This is a genomic window from Pseudoalteromonas sp. 0802 (genome assembly GCF_013350085.1).
Taxonomy (GTDB): Bacteria; Pseudomonadota; Gammaproteobacteria; order Enterobacterales; family Alteromonadaceae; genus Pseudoalteromonas.
This window is the reverse complement of sequence record NZ_JABVXE010000005.1, coordinates 196,422-213,739: the sequence shown is the minus strand read 5'-3', so window position 1 is coordinate 213,739 and position 17,318 is coordinate 196,422. Positions and strand designations below refer to the sequence as shown.

Genomic DNA, 17,318 nt, shown 5'->3' with positions numbered 1-17,318 from the left:
AAAGGCAAAAAATAGCTAATGACAGCGCAATTTGAACATGTCTCTGTACTGATGGACGAAACCATAGATGCTTTGGATATTAAACCCGAAGGCATTTACATGGATGGCACATTTGGTCGCGGTGGGCACTCTGGGCAAATTCTTGCGCGTTTAAGTGAGCAAGGTCGTTTACAAGCAATTGACCAAGATCCACAAGCTATTAAAGCCGCCGAAAAGTTTGCTGATGATGCACGTTTTTCGATTGCCCACACTCGTTTTTCAAACCTTAAAACAGTTGCTGAAGATAACGATTTAATCGGTAAAGTTGACGGTATTTTGTTAGATATCGGTGTTTCTTCGCCACAGCTTGATGATGCTGAACGCGGTTTTAGCTTTATGAAAGATGGCCCGCTTGATATGCGCATGGACCCAACCAGTGGTCGCAGTGCTGCACAATGGCTAGCTGAAGCTGAACTTGAAGATATTACCCATGTGATTAAAACCTACGGCGAAGAAAAGTTTGGTCGCCGTATCGCTCATAAAATAATTGAAACACGTGAGCACACTGCAATCACAAGCACTAAGCAGCTTGCTGAGTTAGTCGATGAAGCGGTGCCAGTGAAAGATAAACACAAACACCCAGCTACACGTACATTCCAAGCGATCCGTATTTATATCAACAGTGAACTTGAAGAAATTCAAACTGCACTGCAAGCCGCTGTTGACGTTTTAAAACCAGGTGGACGTTTAGTCGTTATTTCGTTCCACTCGTTAGAAGATCGCATTGTTAAGCAGTTTATTAAAAAACAGAGTAAGGGAGAGGCGATACCCAGAGGTCTGCCTTTGACTGACGCACAAATAAATAAAAACCTGACGTTAAAGGCAGTGGGTAAAGCCATTAAGCCGAGTAAGGCGGAAATAGAAGCAAATCCGCGTTCACGTAGTTCTGTGTTAAGGGTTGCTCAGAGGTTGTAATGAAAGCTAAAGCGACACATCGCCAACCCAATTTATTTGTAGAGATTTTTAAAGGCCTAGGAGCTAATAAGCTGACCTTGGCCTTGTTGGTTGTGATCCTTGCTTCGAGCTTGAGTGTGGTTCAAGTGACACATCTGGCGCGTCAACAATTGATTGAACAAGATAAATTACTGCAAGAGCGCGATGAACTTGATCTTGAGTGGCGTTACTTGCTTGTAGAAGAAGAATTTTATTCGCAGCATGCGCGTATTGAAGAAGTCGCAACCATGCAATTAGAAATGAAACGGCCAACTAGCCAAGACGAACAGGTGGTGGTACTGCAATGAGAAGCAGAGGGAAAAAGCCAACGAATACCTTGATAACATGGCGCTTTTTGCTCGTGTGCTCAGTGGTGTTGCTAGTCTTTATGACGCTGGTTGCGCGTGCCGCTTTTTTACAGGTCATTGAGCCAGATAAAGCGCGTTCAGAAAGTGATAAACGTACTGTGCGAGTTGAAAAACAACATGTGCAGCGTGGCATGATCTTCGATCGCAATGGCAAAGAATTGGCAGTGAGTGTGCCTGTAGTGAGTGTGTATGCTGATCCTAAAGCGCTACATAAATCACTGATCAGTAAGGTTCTTCGTCAAGCTCGCAAAAACGGCGAAGACCAACAAGCGCTTGCTGAAAATACTGTTGAGTTAGATAAACGTATTGCCGCTTATTACAATAATGATATTCGCTGGCGTGAACTTGCGGATGTATTACGTATTGACCCAAGTAAAGTTAACTCTCGCCTTCGTGATAATCCAAAGCGTCGTTTTGTCTACTTAAAACGTCAGGTTACCCCTGCTGTAGCTAACTATATTGGTGATCTTCGTTTACCAGGTATCCACTTACTTGATGAGTCAAAACGTTATTACCCTGCCGGTGAAGTGACAGCTCATGTTATTGGTTTTACTAACATTGATGGTCATGGTATTGAGGGGATCGAAAAGCTTTATGAAAAGGCGTTAACCGGTGTTGAAGGTCAGCGTACTATTCGTAAAGATGCGCAAGGCCGTGAAGTAGAAGTTCTTGATGAGCGTGAGCGTGTAGAGCCAGAGAGTATTCATTTAAGTATCGACCAACGTATTCAAGCAATTGCTTATAAGGCAGTGAAATCAGCGGTGTTATCGTACAAAGCGACCTCAGGTTCAGCCATGGTTGTGGATGTTAAAACCGGTGAAGTGTTGGCTATGGTAAATAGCCCATCGTTTAACCCAAATAACTTATCAGATGCTGCGCCGCATAAGCGTCGTAACCGTGCCATCACCGATTTGTTTGAGCCTGGCTCAACTGTTAAGCCGCTAGCCATTTTAGCTGGTTTAGACTACGGCGTAATTCAACCGGATTCAATTGTTGATACTTACCCTGGCTGGATGCGAGTAGGTGGAAGCCTTGTGCAAGATACTCGTAATCATGGTGAGATGACTTTAAGAGAGATCTTAAAGTATTCAAGCAATATGGGTGTGACTAAGGTCAGCCAAGAGTTACCAAAAGATTACTTTGTTGGTCTTTATCAAAAAGTTGGTTTTGGCAGCGACAGTGGTACGGGCATGGTTGGTGAAAGCAGTGGTTTATTTTATCCAAATCGCCGCTGGTCTGATCATGAAATTGCCGCACTATCATTTGGTTACAACTTAGCAGTAAGTACCGCACAAATGGCGCGTTTTTATGCCATGTTAGGTTCTGGCGGCGTTATGCGCCCATTGACTGTACTTAAGCAAGAGTCGGTACCAGAAGGTGAACGCGTTTTTCAACAAAAAGATGTTGAAGCTGTTGTTCACATGATGGAAAGCGTGTTTGAGAAAGGTGGAACTGCACAAAAAGTTCATGTTGATGGTTATCGTGCTGCAGGTAAAACGGGTACTTCTAAAAAAGCCGCTGTTGGTGGTTACGGTGACGAATACGTTGGTTATTTTGCTGGTATCGCACCTGCAAGCAACCCGCGTTTAGCGGTAGTAGTATTGATTAATGAGCCGGGTGGAGATGTTTATTACGGCGGTGCGACGGCAGGTCCTGCATTTGCAGAGATTGTCTCCAATGCCTTAAGAATTCTAAACGTTGCACCGGACAAAGATGCGGTTGCGTACGTAGAAGGCAAAGATAACGATGCGTGATTTAAAACCGATTCTTAATCATATTGATGTTGAGGCCAATAGTTTAGTGGTCAATCAACTACGTCTTGATAGCCGAGATGTAAAAGCTGGCGATGTGTTTGTCGCCATAAAAGGTCATCAGCTTGATGGCGGACAGTTTATTGAAAAAGCCATTGAAAATGGTGCGGTGGCAGTTATTGCTGACCGTTTATGTGAGTTCGAAAGTGACTTTGAACCACTTTATTTAGTTACCGATTTAGCGAAAAAGCTGCCTGCACTTGCAGCTGCTTTTTACCAGCAACCATCAAAGCAGTTGGATTTAGTGGGTGTGACAGGCACCAATGGCAAGTCAACGACCACAGCGATGATCGCGCATTTAGCACAGCACTGTCATAAACGTGCGGCTGTGATTGGTACGCTCGGTTATGGGCACCCTGATAACCTGACTGAGCTTGCAAACACCACACCATCGAGCGTTGATTTACAGCGTATTTTATCTGAACTTGTAACAGAACAGCATGATGTTGTGGCTATGGAAGTCTCATCTCATGGCTTAGTTCAGCAACGTGTTGATCAGTGTAAATTTAAAGCCGCTGTGTTTACTAACCTTTCGCGTGACCACTTAGATTATCATGGCACGATGGATGCCTATGGTGATGCGAAGTTGATGTTAATGCGTGACCATATGCCTGAGCTTGTGGTGCTTAATCAAGATGATGCGCAAGTTGAAGCATGGTTAGAAAAATACGACTTCAATAACCTAATTTGTTACGGCCATAAAAACCTAACGCCTAAAAATGCGCGTTTTGTTTATTTCAGCGATGTAACATATGATAATGCAGGTATATCGGCGAAGTTCGATACCAGTTGGGGACAGGCTGAAGTTAATTGCACCCTGTTTGGCGAGTTCAACTTATATAATTTAGCCGCTGCAATGGCTACTTTATTAGGTATGGGTTACCCACTTGATTTACTCGTTGAAGGGTGTAAATCATTGCAGCCTGTTGCTGGGCGCATGCAGGCATTTAGTGCGCCAGGTCAACCGACTTGTATTGTTGACTATGCCCATACTCCTGATGCGTTAGCACTAGCATTACAAGCATTGCAAAAGCATGTTCCAGGTGGCGTCAGCTGTGTGTTTGGCTGTGGTGGTGACCGTGATAAAGGCAAACGTCCGATGATGGCAAAAGCTGCTGAAGCTAATGCAGACCGTATTATTGTCACCAGTGATAACCCAAGAAGTGAAGACCCAGACGCAATTATTGCTGATGTGATTGCAGGGCTTGAGCAGCCTGAACGCGCACATTGTGAAGCAGACCGCGCGCAGGCTATTAGTTATGCCATTGCGCAAGCAGGTGCTGATGATGTCATTTTAATTGCGGGCAAAGGCCACGAAGACTATCAAATTATTGGCGACCAACGAATTGACTTCTGCGATCGTCAATATGTACAACAACAATTAAAAGAAAAATCGCAAGGGGCGCAGTTATGATCCCTATGGATTTTGATTGGCTAGCTAAAGTTCTAGCAACAGATTACCAAGGTGGTAATCAAACGGTAAAAAATATTAACACTGACACCCGTACTTTGTGCGACGGTGAAGTGTTTTTAGCGCTACAAGGGCCTAATTTTGATGGTCATAAATTTGTTGCGCAAGCAAAAGAAAAAGGCGCGATAGCTGCCATCGTAGCGCGTCCTGTTAATGTCGATATTGTGCAGTTTGTGGTCAGTGATACACGAATTGCGCTTGGCCAAATTGGCGCAGCTGTGATGGCACAGGTTGCACCAAAAACAATTGCTATCACAGGTAGCGTGGGTAAAACGACCGTTAAAGAGATGTGTGCGGCGATTTTATCTGGCCATGGTGAAGTACTGGCAACAAAAGGCAACTTTAATAATGACATTGGTGTACCACTGACGTTATTACGTCTTGAGCCACAGCACCAATATGCGGTGATTGAATTAGGTGCCAACCACATTGGTGAAATTGCATACACAGTAGCAATGACGAAACCTGATGTTGCTGTGGTATGTAATGTTGCAGCTTCTCACTTAGAAGGCTTTGGCTCACTACAAGGTGTAGCAACGGCCAAAGGCGAAATCTATGACGGCTTAAAGCCAGATGGTGTTGCCGTAGTTAATTGCGACAGTGATTATGCCGATTTTTGGCTTGATAAATTAACTGATCGCAACGTAAAACGTTTTTCTACTAACCAACAATTAGATTATTGGGCAGAAGATGTGGTGCTTGATGAGCAAGCCCGAGCTTCTTTTGTGCTTTGTAATAAAGATAAAAAAGTACCTGTCACTCTGGCATTACCGGGCAAACATAATATTGCTAATGCGTTAATAGCCACCGCGTTAACCACTGAGCTGGGTGTAAGCCTCGAAAGTGTTGCATCGGCGCTGGCAACCATGGGTGCAGTTAAAGGTCGTGTAAACGTCCTTAAAGTGTCAGACACATTGACGGTTATTGATGATACCTACAACGCGAATGTGCAATCCGTTAAAGCGGCAATTGATTTATTAAGTGATATGCCGGGGCGTCGTATTTTTGCGTTAGGTGATATGGGTGAGCTTGGTGAAGAAGCACGTTTTTATCATCAACAAGTCGGTGAATACGCACAGCAAAAAGGCATTGATGAACTTTATAGCTTAGGCGTACTAAGCAAATCAGCCAGTGATGTATTTGAAAAGCCAAACCGCCACTTCTCAAGCCGTGAACAATTATTACAACAATTACAAAGTGAACTTGCTCAATCGACGCAAAAAACCACAGTTGTTGTAAAAGGTTCGCGCAGTTCTCGTATGGAGCTTGTGGTCACAGATTTAGTAAATAGCCAGCAAAATGGCAACAATGGAGTATCGTCATGTTAGTTTGGCTGGCCGAGTATTTAACACAGTATTACAGTGGTTTTAATGTTTTTTCTTACCTAACGCTGCGCGCGATTTTAGGTATTTTAACAGCACTACTTATCTCACTTTATTTTGGCCCTAAGCTAATTCGTGCATTACAAAAAATGCAGATTGGTCAGGTGGTTCGTCACGATGGTCCAGAGTCACACCTATCTAAAAAAGGCACGCCAACTATGGGCGGTATTTTGATTTTAGGAGCGATTTTTACCAGCACATTACTGTGGGCAGACCTTTCAAATAAATATGTTTGGGCAACCTTATTTGTTGTGGGCTCGTTAGGTGTAGTTGGTTTTATTGATGACTACCGTAAAGTGATCCGCAAAGACCCTAAAGGCTTAATTGCGAAGTGGAAATACTTTTGGCAATCAGTGATTGCGTTAGTGGTTGCCAGTGCGCTTTATTTTACCTCGCAGCAAGGCAGCGAAACCTCATTAGTTGTGCCGTTTTTCAAAGACGTGTTACCACAGCTAGGGTTGTTTTATATTGTGATGACTTACTTTGTAATTGTAGGTACGTCGAACGCGGTAAACCTAACAGATGGCCTTGATGGTTTAGCGATTGTGCCAACCATTTTAGTGGCGGCAGCACTTGCTATTATTGCTTATTTAACAGGTAACGTTAATTTCTCAAGCTACCTACATATTCCGCATTTGCCACTCGCCAGTGAGCTTGTGGTTGTGTGTACAGCAATTGTGGGAGCTGGACTTGGTTTCTTATGGTTTAACACCTACCCAGCACAGGTATTTATGGGGGATGTAGGCTCATTAGCACTCGGTGGTGCTTTGGGTATTATTGCGGTGTTGGTTCGTCAGGAACTGGTACTTATCATCATGGGTGGTGTGTTCGTAATGGAAGCATTGTCGGTGATTTTACAAGTGGGCTCTTACAAATTACGTGGTCAACGTATTTTTAGAATGGCGCCTATTCACCACCATTATGAATTAAAGGGTTGGCCTGAGCCGCGCGTAATTGTGCGCTTTTGGATTATTTCAATCGTGCTAGTACTAGCTGGCCTTGCGACATTAAAGATCAGGTAAATGACAGTTATTAACGAGATTAAAAACAAACAAATTTCAGTGCTCGGACTCGGTGTAACCGGTCTGGGCATTGTGCGTTTTTTATTATCTCAGAATATTAAGCCAATTGTTGTTGATAGCCGCACAGCGCCGCCGGGTGCTGATTGGCTAAATGAGCATGCCAGTGAGTTAACGACTCACTTTGGTGACTTAGAGCAGGCAGACTTAGCCAGCAATGACATTATTATCATCAGCCCAGGTCTAAGCCTCGCGACACCTGCAGTAGCAAAAGCGATTGATGCAGGTGTTGAAGTGATTGGTGACGTTGAGCTTTTTGCCCGATTAACCGATAAACCAATTGTTGCGGTGACTGGTTCAAATGGTAAGTCGACTGTAGTTACATTGGCGTTTGAAGTACTTAAAGCGGCTGGTTATAAAGTTGGCCTCGGTGGCAACATTGGTACTGCGGTACTTGATTTACTATCGCAAGACTATGATGTGTATGTACTTGAGCTGTCGAGTTTTCAACTTGATACCACACACAGCTTAAAAGCGAAAAGTGCCTGTGTATTGAATGTTAGCGAAGATCACCTCGATCGTTATCCAAGCTACCAAGCATACATTGACTCTAAGCAAAGTATTTATAACGGCTCTGAGCTTGCGGTAGTTAATGCCATTGATGTGGCAACGCATACTGCAAAGCAGCCCCAAGTGAGCTTTGCGCTCGCTAATGCAGATTTTGCCTTGGTTGAACATCAAGGTGAGCAATACTTTGCAGCACACGGTAAGCCGGTGTTACCAGCAAGCTGCTTAAATGTTGTTGGTTCACACAATCAACAAAACGCCTTAGCGGTGATGGCATTGCTGAGCCCGTTTGATATTGCTAAAGAGCATTACCAGCAAGCGTTTAGTGCTTTTACTGGGCTTGCACACCGTTGTCAGTTTGTTGCTGAAATTAATGAAGTAAAATACTTTAACGATTCAAAAGCGACCAATGTAGGTGCAACTATCGCTGCGATTGAAAGCTTAGCAGGTCAAGCAAAGCAATTAGTTGTGATTGCCGGTGGTGATGCAAAAGGGGCTGATTTAGATGCCCTAAAGCCATACTTAAACAACAAAGTAAAAGCGCTTGTTTGTTTTGGTAAAGATGCTAAAGCGTTAGTGGCTCTAACTGAAAAAGGCCACCTAACCACTAACATGCATGAAGCTGTGCAACTAGCAAAAAACTTAAGCTGCAGTGGCGATATCGTTTTATTAGCACCAGCATGCGCCAGCATTGATATGTATAACAATTATATGCAACGTGGTGATGACTTTGCGCAGTGCGTATTGGCGGAGGCAGTATGATTGCATTTGCTGACATCCGTGAAGCATTAACACCAAAACAATCGCCGCAACTTTATGATGTGCCGTTATTGTATTGCATGTTGATGTTGATTGGCGTTGGCTTTGTGATGGTAACCAGTGCCTCTATGCCAACAGCAGAGCGATTATTTGATAATCCGTATCACATTATCATTCGCCATGGCATGTTCTTAATTATGGGCTTTTTCTTATTTTGGATTGCCACTAACGTGCCTATGGATTGGTGGAAGCGCAGTAACGCCTATTTATTGTTGCTGGGTTTAGGTTTGCTGGTTTTGGTGCTGATTGTTGGTCGTGAAGTGAACGGTGCAAAGCGTTGGATACCTATTGGCCCAGTGGGCTTTCAGGTCGCTGAAGCCGCCAAGCTGTATTTCTTTAGCTACATTGCTGGTTACTTAGTGCGTAAACGTGAAGAAGTACAAGAGAACTTAAAAGGTTTCTTTAAGCCATTAGCTGTATTTGGTGTGTATGCGTTTTTGATTTTGATGCAGCCAGACTTAGGTACAGTGGTTGTATTGTTTGTGACGACAGTTGGTTTGTTATTTTTAGCGGGTGCTAAGTTATGGCAGTTTTTTGGCCTTATCTTAACGGGTATTGCTGCAGTGGTAGTGCTAATTATCGCTGAACCATATCGTATGGCTCGTGTAACAGGCTTTTTAGAACCGTGGGAAGATCCATTCGGTAAAGGTTATCAGTTAGTACAATCGCTAATGGCGTACAGCCAAGGTGGTTGGTTTGGTCAAGGCTTAGGTAATAGTGTACAAAAACTACAATACCTGCCCGAAGCACATAATGACTTTATCTTTGCAGTGATTGGTGAAGAGCTCGGCTTTTTTGGCGTATTTAGTATTTTGATTGTGCTTGCTGTATTTGTATTCAGAGCCCTGTTAATTGGTCAAAAAGCGCTGCAATGTGGCAAAGAGTACGAAGGCTATTTTGCCTTTGCTATTGGTATCTGGTTTGCGTTTCAAACCATGGTAAATGTTGGTGCAAGTGCCGGTATTTTGCCAACCAAAGGCTTAACACTACCGTTTATTTCGTACGGTGGCTCTAGCTTATTAATTATGACCATAGCAACAGGTGTACTTTTGCGAATAGATTTTGAAACAAAGATGGCGACTAAGCAGGCAACCTCACGTGGAGGTAAACGATGAGTAAAAAATTACTTGTTGTTGCAGGTGGTACCGGTGGCCATATTTTTCCAGGTATTGCCGTGGCTGACTTTTTAAAACAGCAAGGCTGGCAAGTTAGCTGGATTGGCACGCCTGATAGAATGGAAGCAACGGTAGTACCTAAGCACAACATTGAGATTGATTTTATTAATGTGAAAGGTGTACGCGGAAATGGAATTAAACGCCTGATTAAAGCACCTTTTATGGTGATGAATGCGATTTTTCAAGCACGTAAAATTTTAAAAGCTCAAAAGCCTGATGTTGTTCTTGCTATGGGGGGCTATGTGACCGGACCTACTGGAATTGCAGCAAAGAGCTTAGGAATTCCTTTGGTTATTCATGAGCAAAATGCTGTTGCAGGCATGAGTAACCGCTGGCTAGCGAAGTTTGCAAACAAAGTGCTGGCAGCTTTTCCATCGGCTTTTGCAAAAGAACAATGTGAAGTAGTCGGTAACCCAGTCAGAGCAAGTGTCGCTAATGTCACTGCTAAGCAAACAACGACACCAATTAATGTGCTGGTGGTAGGCGGTTCACTTGGTGCACAGGTACTAAATGAGACTTTACCTGCTGTATTCAGTGAACTTTCAGCGCTAACAACGCTTAATATATGGCACCAAACGGGTAAAAATAATGAACCGAATGTGACTGCCAGCTATCAACAGTTAGGATTAACTGAAAATAGTAAAGTTGCTGAATTTATTGATGATATGGATAGTGCATATCAATGGGCCGATTTGGTAATTTGCCGTGCTGGTGCATTAACGGTGAGTGAGATTGCGGCAGCAGGAAGAATGGCCTTATTTGTGCCTTTTCCGCATGCTGTAGATGACCATCAAACTGCCAATGCAAAGTATTTAGTGACTGAGCAAGCTGCGTTGATTATGCAGCAAAGTGAGTTTAACCAAGCGGCGGTTGTTGAGTTATTAACGCCTTACGTAAATGCACCAGAAAAAATTTCAACAATGGCAAGTAAAGCAAAACAGCTTGCTATTTTAGATGCCACAGCCAATGTTGCAAAACGCTGTGAGCAACTAGCAGATAGAAGAGATTAGTAGTGAAAGAAAGCACGATAAAAGAAAACAGCACTCGTCCTGCAATGCGTCGTATCGACACTATCCACTTTGTGGGTATTGGTGGCGCAGGCATGGGTGGTATTGCCGAAGTACTTGCTTTTGAAGGCTACCGCATCACAGGTTCAGACATTGCGCACAGTGCGATGACTGAGCGCTTAATTAAAGTGGGTGCAGAAGTATTTATTGGTCATGATGAGAACAATGTAAAAGATGCCAGCGTGGTGGTGGTATCAAGTGCGATTAACGAGCAAAACCCTGAGATTAAAGCAGCAAAAGCGGCGCGTATTCCAATTGTTCGCCGCGCAGAAATGTTGGCTGAATTAATGCGTTTTCGCCACGGTATTGCAGTGGCAGGCACTCATGGTAAAACAACAACCACGAGTTTAATCGCGAGCATTTATGCACAAGCAGGCCTTGATCCAACCTTTATTATTGGAGGCTTGCTAAACAGCGCTGGGAGTAATGCCAAGGTTGGTAAAAGTGACTTTTTAATTGCAGAAGCTGATGAGAGCGATGCGTCATTCTTACATTTACAGCCTATGGTATCTGTGATCACAAATATTGAAGAAGATCACATGGATACGTACGGCGGTAGCTTAGAAAAAATGAAAGACACCTATGTTGATTTCATTCATAACTTACCGTTTTATGGTTTAGCTGTGGTGTGTATTGACTCTGAGGTTGCGGCAGAGCTGATCCCTCGTTTTGGGCGTCCTGTTATTACCTATGGTGAGTCGGCAGAAGCTGATTATCGCATGGTTGATTTTAGCCAAACAGCGAATACTTGTTCATTTAATGTTGTAAATAAGCAAGGTGAAAGCCTAGCTGTTACGCTTAATATGCCGGGTAAGCACAATGCGCTTAACGCGACTGCAGCGATTGCGGTCGCTAAAGATCAAAACATCGCTAACCATGCAATTTTAGAAGCGCTAACAAAATTTGAAGGGGTGGGTCGTCGTTTTCAGCATTACGGAAGCTTTGAAAATGAGCGCGGCAATGTCATGTTAGTTGATGATTATGGCCATCACCCATCAGAAGTTGCGGCGACGATTGCGGCGGTTCGTGAAGGGTGGCCAGATAAACGTTTAGTGATGATTTATCAGCCGCATCGTTATAGTCGAACCCGTGATTTATACGAAGACTTTGTCAAAGTACTGGCTGATGTTGATCAGTTATTACTGCTAGATGTGTATTCAGCGGGCGAAGAGCCAATCGTGGGGGCCGACAGCAAGAGTTTATGTCGTAGTTTACGCCAGCGTGGTAAAGAGCCATTACATGTTGCTAGTAACTCTGAGCTTGCCGGTGTCCTAGCAAATACACTGCAAGATAATGATTTAGTTTTAACACAAGGCGCTGGTAACATAGGCCAGTTAGTGAAAAAGTTAGCAGCAACCGAGTTGTCTATTGAACAACTAAAGCAGGTAAACGTATGAGCCAGTTAAGTGATAAATTTGGCAAAGTAGCGGTACTTTTCGGCGGCACATCTGCCGAAAGAGAAGTATCTCTTAAATCAGGCCAAGCTGTATTGAATGCTTTGCAAAGTGCTGGCGTTGATGCCATTGCTTTTGATCCGAAAGATCAGCCGTTATGGCAATTAAAAGAATTAAACATTGAACGTGTATTCATTGCCCTTCATGGTCGTGGTGGTGAAGATGGCACTATTCAAGGTGCACTTGAGTTTATGGGTATTCCATATACAGGCAGTGATGTTTTAGGTTCTGCGCTTGCGATGGATAAAGTACGTTGTAAGCATTTATTTAAAGCAATGGGGCTGAGCACAGCACCTTACACAGTGGTTGATAGCCGCCATGAGTTTGATAGCCAAGCGATTATTAATGAATTTGGTAAAGTGATGGTAAAACCGTCACATGAAGGTTCAAGCATTGGAATGGCAGAAGCAAACAGCGCAGAGCAACTTGATGCTGCGCTTAATGCTGCATTTAAGTTTGATAGCCAAGTGCTTGTTGAGCAATGGATCACTGGCCGTGAATTTACTGTTGCTGTACTAGGGCAAGATGTTCAGCCTGTCATTGAGATGACGACGCCAAATGGTTTTTATGACTACCAAGCTAAGTATCAATCGAATACAACTCAGTATCATTGCCCTGCAGATATATCTGTGCAAGAAACTGAATTGTTGCAAGATATGGCATTAAAAGCGTTTGATTTAGTCGGTGCAAGTGGTTGGGGTCGTGTTGATGCAATGCGTGATCAACAAGGTAACTTTTACTTATTAGAAGTAAATACGGTACCAGGCATGACAGAAAAGTCTTTAGTACCAATGGCAGCAAAAGCTAATGGTGCAAGCTTTGAGCAATTAGTTGTTCGCATTTTGGAGCAAACCCTTTAATATGCATCCTTTTTTAGAAAAAGCACAACAATTAAAACAGCAGCTAAATTGGTCGTTGATTTTTGGTGTGAGCTTTTTTCTAGTAGTGATTTTTGCATTAGTAAAAATCACTACAGGCGTCTCAGATTGGTTGGTAGAGAACAAAGACGCACAAATAAAGCACTTATCAGTACTTGGGCAACCCCAATATACTGATGAAAAAGCAATTATTGGTGCAATAAAAAAAGCCGACTTATCGAGTTTTTTTGAATTAGACGTAAAACATGTGCAACGCTTAGTACAAGGCTTGCCGTGGGTGGCAACGGCATCGGTCAGAAAGCAATGGCCAGATACCTTGCAAGTATACGTTGTTGAGCATCAAGCTGTAGCGCATTGGAACAGTGACTTACTGTTAAACCAAGCTGGCGAAGTGTTCCAAGCAAGTAGTGATAAATTACCTACAAGCTTGCCACAGCTATATGGCCCAGAAGGCAGTGAAATCGAGGCGTGGACTGCTTTTAGTCAATTTCAAGAAATGCTCAGAGTGAATAACTTAGAGCTGACCAGTTTAGCGCTTTCTGAGCGCTTTTCGTGGCAGTTATGGCTTGATAACGGCATTCGCCTGAACTTAGGCCGCAAAGAAAAAGCAAAGCGTGTACAGCGTTTTATTGACGTGTATCCGCGCATGGAACAACGTGCAGATGCACAAATCGATGTTGTTGATTTACGGTATGATACCGGTCTTGCAGTGAGCTGGAAGCCAGTGCAAGAAGAACAATTAGAAAATAAGAGTAAGGCATGACCAAGTCAGCAGAAAGAAACCTAGTGATTGGATTAGACGTTGGCACATCGAAAGTTGTGGCCACCGTTGGTGAAATCACCGCAGATAACAAACTAAGCATTGTGGGTGTTGGCAGCCAAGTATCGCATGGTATGGATAAAGGCGGCGTTAACGACCTTAACCTTGTTTCTGAATCTATTCGTCGAGCTATAGATGAAGCTGAGTTGATGGCTGATTGTCGTATTAGCTCTGTTTATTTAGGTATTTCTGGAAAACATATCCAGTGCCAAAATGAAAGCGGTGTAGTGGCAATTAACAACACGGAAGTGACTGACGAAGATATTGAAAATGTCATTCACATTGCTCGTTCAGTGCCTATTTCGGCAGAACGAAAAATGCTCCATGCATTGCCACAAGAATACAGCATCGATATGCAAGAAGGGATTAAAAACCCACTTGGCATGAGCGGTGTGCGTATGGAAGCTCGCGCGCACATCATTACTTGCTCAAACGATATGGCAAAGAATATCGAGAAATGTGTTGAGCGTTGTGGCCTTGAAGTGGATCAGTTGATCTTTACTGCACTGGCATCATGTTATTCAGTACTCACAGATGACGAAAAAGAGCTCGGTGTAGCCGTGTTAGATATCGGTGGGGGCACCATGGATATCACCATTTATATTAATGGTGCGCTTCGTCATTCAGCGGTTATTCCAGTGGCGGGTAACCAAGTGACTGGTGATATTGCAAAAATATTTAGAACACCTATATCACATGCTGAGTCACTCAAAGTACAATATGCGTGTGCGAGTAGCCAAATGGCAAGCAACGAAGACACAATTGAAGTACCGAGTGTTGGTGGCCGACCTGCGCGTATTATGTCGCGCCATACTTTAGCTGAGGTTGTTGAGCCACGTTTTAGAGAATTATTCGAGTTGGCGATGGAAGAAATACGCCGCTCAGGTTTTGAAGACCAAATTGCTGCAGGTCTCGTCATTACTGGCGGAACAGCAAAAATGACGGGTGCAATGGAAGTGGCAGAAGACATTTTCCAAATGCCAGTCAGAATTGGCAAACCAATCGGGATTGTTGGTTTGACAGATTATGTAGATGATCCTTCGTACGCGACCGCGGTTGGTTTGTTACAATACGGCCGTACAATGCAATCGATGAATGCACAAAAGTCGAAAGCTGAAGGTGATAATAATTGGTGGAACCGTATTACTAAGTGGTTCCAAGGTGAGTTTTAAGACTCAAGTCGGAGAGTAAACATGTTTGATATGATGGAACAGCACAGCGAAGAAGCTGTCATTAAAGTAATTGGCGTGGGCGGTGGCGGCGGTAACGCTGTTGAGCACATGGTAAAACAACAAATTGAAGGCGTACGTTTCATTGCTGCGAATACGGATGCACAAGCATTACGTAATTCATCAGCAGATGTAACTGTACAGCTAGGTACACAAATCACCTCTGGTCTAGGTGCAGGTGCTAACCCTGAAGTGGGTCGTAACTCTGCTGAAGAAGATGCTGAGACTATCCGTGCCAGCCTTGAAGGCGCTGACATGGTGTTCATCGCAGCTGGTATGGGCGGTGGTACTGGTACAGGTGCTGCGCCAGTGGTTGCTAAAATTGCTAAAGAGTTAGGCATTTTAACGGTTGCTGTTGTAACGCGCCCGTTTGACTTTGAAGGTAAAAAGCGTGCTGCAGCTGCTGAACAAGGCATTAATGAATTGTCAGAAACTGTAGACTCACTTATTACAATTCCGAACAATAAATTGCTTAAAGTTTTAGGCAAAGGCACTACACTATTAGATGCCTTCGCAAAAGCGAATGACGTGTTATTTGGTGCGGTACAAGGTATTGCAGAGCTAATCACACGTTCAGGTCTAATCAACGTGGATTTCGCCGACGTACGTACTGTTATGTCAGCGATGGGTACTGCGATGATGGGCACAGCATCTGCGTCTGGTCCTGACCGTGCGCAAGAAGCAGCAGAAGCGGCTATCTCAAGCCCACTACTTGAAGATGTCGATTTAACAGGTGCTAAAGGTATCCTAGTTAATATCACTGCAGGTATGGATATTGCGATTGAAGAATTTGAAATTGTTGGTAACCACGTTAAAGCACTTGCGTCAGAAAACGCAACAGTGGTTGTGGGTGCGGTAATTGACCCTGAAATGAGCGACGAGTTACGTGTAACGGTTGTTGCAACAGGTTTAGGCGGCGATCGTCGTCCACAGTTTGGTATTGTTGATAATGGCTTTAAGAAAGCATCAGGTTCTGATGTACAAAGCTCAATGAACCAAACAACTAGCAGCATGTATGTACCAAGCTTTGCGAGTCAAGGTAGCAGCGATGATGTAAGCATGTCATCTGCGTCTGAAAAGCAAGAGCCAGTACAACAAAGTACAACGAGCAGCTCAGTATCTAGCAGCACTGAGAGCAGCAAAAAATCTGATAAGTCAGAAGGGGGAGATTATTTCGATATCCCTGCTTTTCTTAGAAAGCAAGCTGACTAAATAGACTTTTACTGGTTATTTTGTTCGATAAACAAACAAATTGGCAGCTGGATGTATTTATGATACAATTCGCCGTCTAACTGTAACTATAAGTGAGCGAACCTATGATTAAACAGCGTACGATTGCAGAAGTAGTCAAAGCCATAGGAATTGGACTTCATAAAGGTGAGAAGGTCACTATTACTCTCCGACCTGCGAGCGCAAATACTGGGATAGTATTTCGTCGCGTAGACCTTGATCCGGTTGTTGATTTTGAAACAACACCAGAAGCCGTTGGTGATACGCAACTGTGTACCTGTTTAACAAACAAAGATGGCGTTCGCTTATCAACGACTGAGCACCTTATTGCGGCGGTAGCGGCAATGGGTATTGATAATCTAATTGTTGAATTAGACAGCTCAGAAGTACCAATTATGGATGGTAGTGCATTACCATTCATCTATTTGTTACAAAAAGGCGGCATTAAAGAAGTAAATGCAGCTAAGCGCTTTATTCGTATTAAAGAAAAAGTACGTATTGAAGAAGGCGATAAATGGGCTGAGATCGAACCATACGATGGTTTCCACATCGATTTTGAAATTGCGTTTGATCACCCAGCAATCAATGAAAGCCGCCAACGTATCGGTTTAGATATCACGGCACAAAGCTTCACTGAAGAAATCAGCCGCGCACGTACTTTCGGCTTTATGAAAGATATCGAGTATATGCACGCTAACAACCTAGCATTAGGTGGTAGCATGGATAACGCAGTTGTATTGGATGAGTTTAAAGTACTAAATCCAAACGGCTTACGTTACAGCGATGAGTTTGTTAAACACAAGATCTTAGACTGTGTGGGCGATATGTTTATGACAGGCCACAACATTCTAGGTAAAATCACGGCTTATAAATCAGGCCATGATTTAAACAATAAACTACTTCGTAAAATTATGGCGACTGAGTCAGCATGGGAATGGGCAACATTCGATACCCCAGTGACTATGCCAGCACCAGGCCTAGAAGTAGCGACAGCTTAATCGCAAGCATATTACAGTTATAAAAAATGACGCTTTAAGCGTCATTTTTTTTGCCAAA

The 17,318-nt window shown here is 43.5% G+C and carries 15 protein-coding genes; all 15 read left to right on the top strand.

Features of this window, described 5'->3' with window-relative positions:
• Positions 1-18: 18 nt before the first annotated feature.
• Positions 19-954, top strand: coding sequence for a 16S rRNA (cytosine(1402)-N(4))-methyltransferase RsmH (gene rsmH, locus HUS61_RS11610; RefSeq protein ID WP_062566496.1), 936 nt, complete (start codon positions 19-21; stop codon positions 952-954).
• On the top strand, positions 954-1,280 hold the full coding sequence (gene ftsL, locus HUS61_RS11605; RefSeq protein ID WP_054561056.1) for a cell division protein FtsL: 327 nt from the start codon (positions 954-956) through the stop codon (positions 1,278-1,280). The genes rsmH and ftsL overlap by 1 nt, the downstream gene beginning before the upstream one ends.
• Complete coding sequence (locus tag HUS61_RS11600; RefSeq protein WP_054561055.1) at positions 1,277-3,094, top strand: penicillin-binding transpeptidase domain-containing protein; 1,818 nt, start codon at positions 1,277-1,279, stop codon at positions 3,092-3,094. Before ftsL ends, HUS61_RS11600 begins: the two co-directional genes overlap by 4 nt.
• Positions 3,087-4,565: a UDP-N-acetylmuramoyl-L-alanyl-D-glutamate--2,6-diaminopimelate ligase gene (murE, locus tag HUS61_RS11595; RefSeq protein WP_175082501.1), complete on the top strand. Its 1,479-nt coding sequence runs from the start codon at positions 3,087-3,089 to the stop codon at positions 4,563-4,565. The genes HUS61_RS11600 and murE overlap by 8 nt, the downstream gene beginning before the upstream one ends.
• A complete protein-coding gene (gene murF, locus HUS61_RS11590) occupies positions 4,562-5,950 on the top strand; it encodes a UDP-N-acetylmuramoyl-tripeptide--D-alanyl-D-alanine ligase (protein WP_175082500.1) in 1,389 nt (462 codons plus the stop codon). The genes murE and murF overlap by 4 nt, the downstream gene beginning before the upstream one ends.
• Complete coding sequence (gene mraY, locus HUS61_RS11585; RefSeq protein WP_054552733.1) at positions 5,944-7,026, top strand: phospho-N-acetylmuramoyl-pentapeptide-transferase; 1,083 nt, start codon at positions 5,944-5,946, stop codon at positions 7,024-7,026. Before murF ends, mraY begins: the two co-directional genes overlap by 7 nt.
• Positions 7,027-8,352 (top strand): UDP-N-acetylmuramoyl-L-alanine--D-glutamate ligase, encoded by a 1,326-nt coding sequence (gene murD, locus HUS61_RS11580; RefSeq protein WP_175082499.1) that lies wholly within the window; start codon positions 7,027-7,029, stop codon positions 8,350-8,352.
• A complete protein-coding gene (gene ftsW / locus HUS61_RS11575) occupies positions 8,349-9,524 on the top strand; it encodes a cell division protein FtsW (protein WP_054561050.1) in 1,176 nt (391 codons plus the stop codon). The genes murD and ftsW overlap by 4 nt, the downstream gene beginning before the upstream one ends.
• Positions 9,521-10,594: an undecaprenyldiphospho-muramoylpentapeptide beta-N-acetylglucosaminyltransferase gene (murG, locus tag HUS61_RS11570; RefSeq protein WP_062566491.1), complete on the top strand. Its 1,074-nt coding sequence runs from the start codon at positions 9,521-9,523 to the stop codon at positions 10,592-10,594. Before ftsW ends, murG begins: the two co-directional genes overlap by 4 nt.
• A gap of 44 nt (positions 10,595-10,638) precedes the next feature.
• Positions 10,639-12,048 (top strand): UDP-N-acetylmuramate--L-alanine ligase, encoded by a 1,410-nt coding sequence (murC, locus tag HUS61_RS11565; RefSeq protein ID WP_181447754.1) that lies wholly within the window; start codon positions 10,639-10,641, stop codon positions 12,046-12,048.
• Positions 12,045-12,965, top strand: a complete 921-nt coding sequence (locus tag HUS61_RS11560) for a D-alanine--D-alanine ligase (RefSeq protein ID WP_058585895.1) — start codon at positions 12,045-12,047, stop codon at positions 12,963-12,965. The genes murC and HUS61_RS11560 overlap by 4 nt, the downstream gene beginning before the upstream one ends.
• A gap of 1 nt (position 12,966) precedes the next feature.
• Positions 12,967-13,746, top strand: a complete 780-nt coding sequence (locus tag HUS61_RS11555; RefSeq protein ID WP_175082497.1) for a cell division protein FtsQ/DivIB — start codon at positions 12,967-12,969, stop codon at positions 13,744-13,746.
• Complete coding sequence (gene ftsA / locus HUS61_RS11550; RefSeq protein WP_054552726.1) at positions 13,743-14,975, top strand: cell division protein FtsA; 1,233 nt, start codon at positions 13,743-13,745, stop codon at positions 14,973-14,975. Before HUS61_RS11555 ends, ftsA begins: the two co-directional genes overlap by 4 nt.
• A gap of 21 nt (positions 14,976-14,996) precedes the next feature.
• The gene (gene ftsZ / locus HUS61_RS11545; protein WP_054561045.1) at positions 14,997-16,244 is read left to right on the top strand and encodes a cell division protein FtsZ; all 1,248 of its coding nucleotides are present in this window, start codon (positions 14,997-14,999) and stop codon (positions 16,242-16,244) included.
• A 104-nt stretch (positions 16,245-16,348) separates the two neighbouring features.
• A complete protein-coding gene (lpxC, locus tag HUS61_RS11540; protein ID WP_036971181.1) occupies positions 16,349-17,260 on the top strand; it encodes a UDP-3-O-acyl-N-acetylglucosamine deacetylase in 912 nt (303 codons plus the stop codon).
• Positions 17,261-17,318 lie beyond the last annotated feature (58 nt).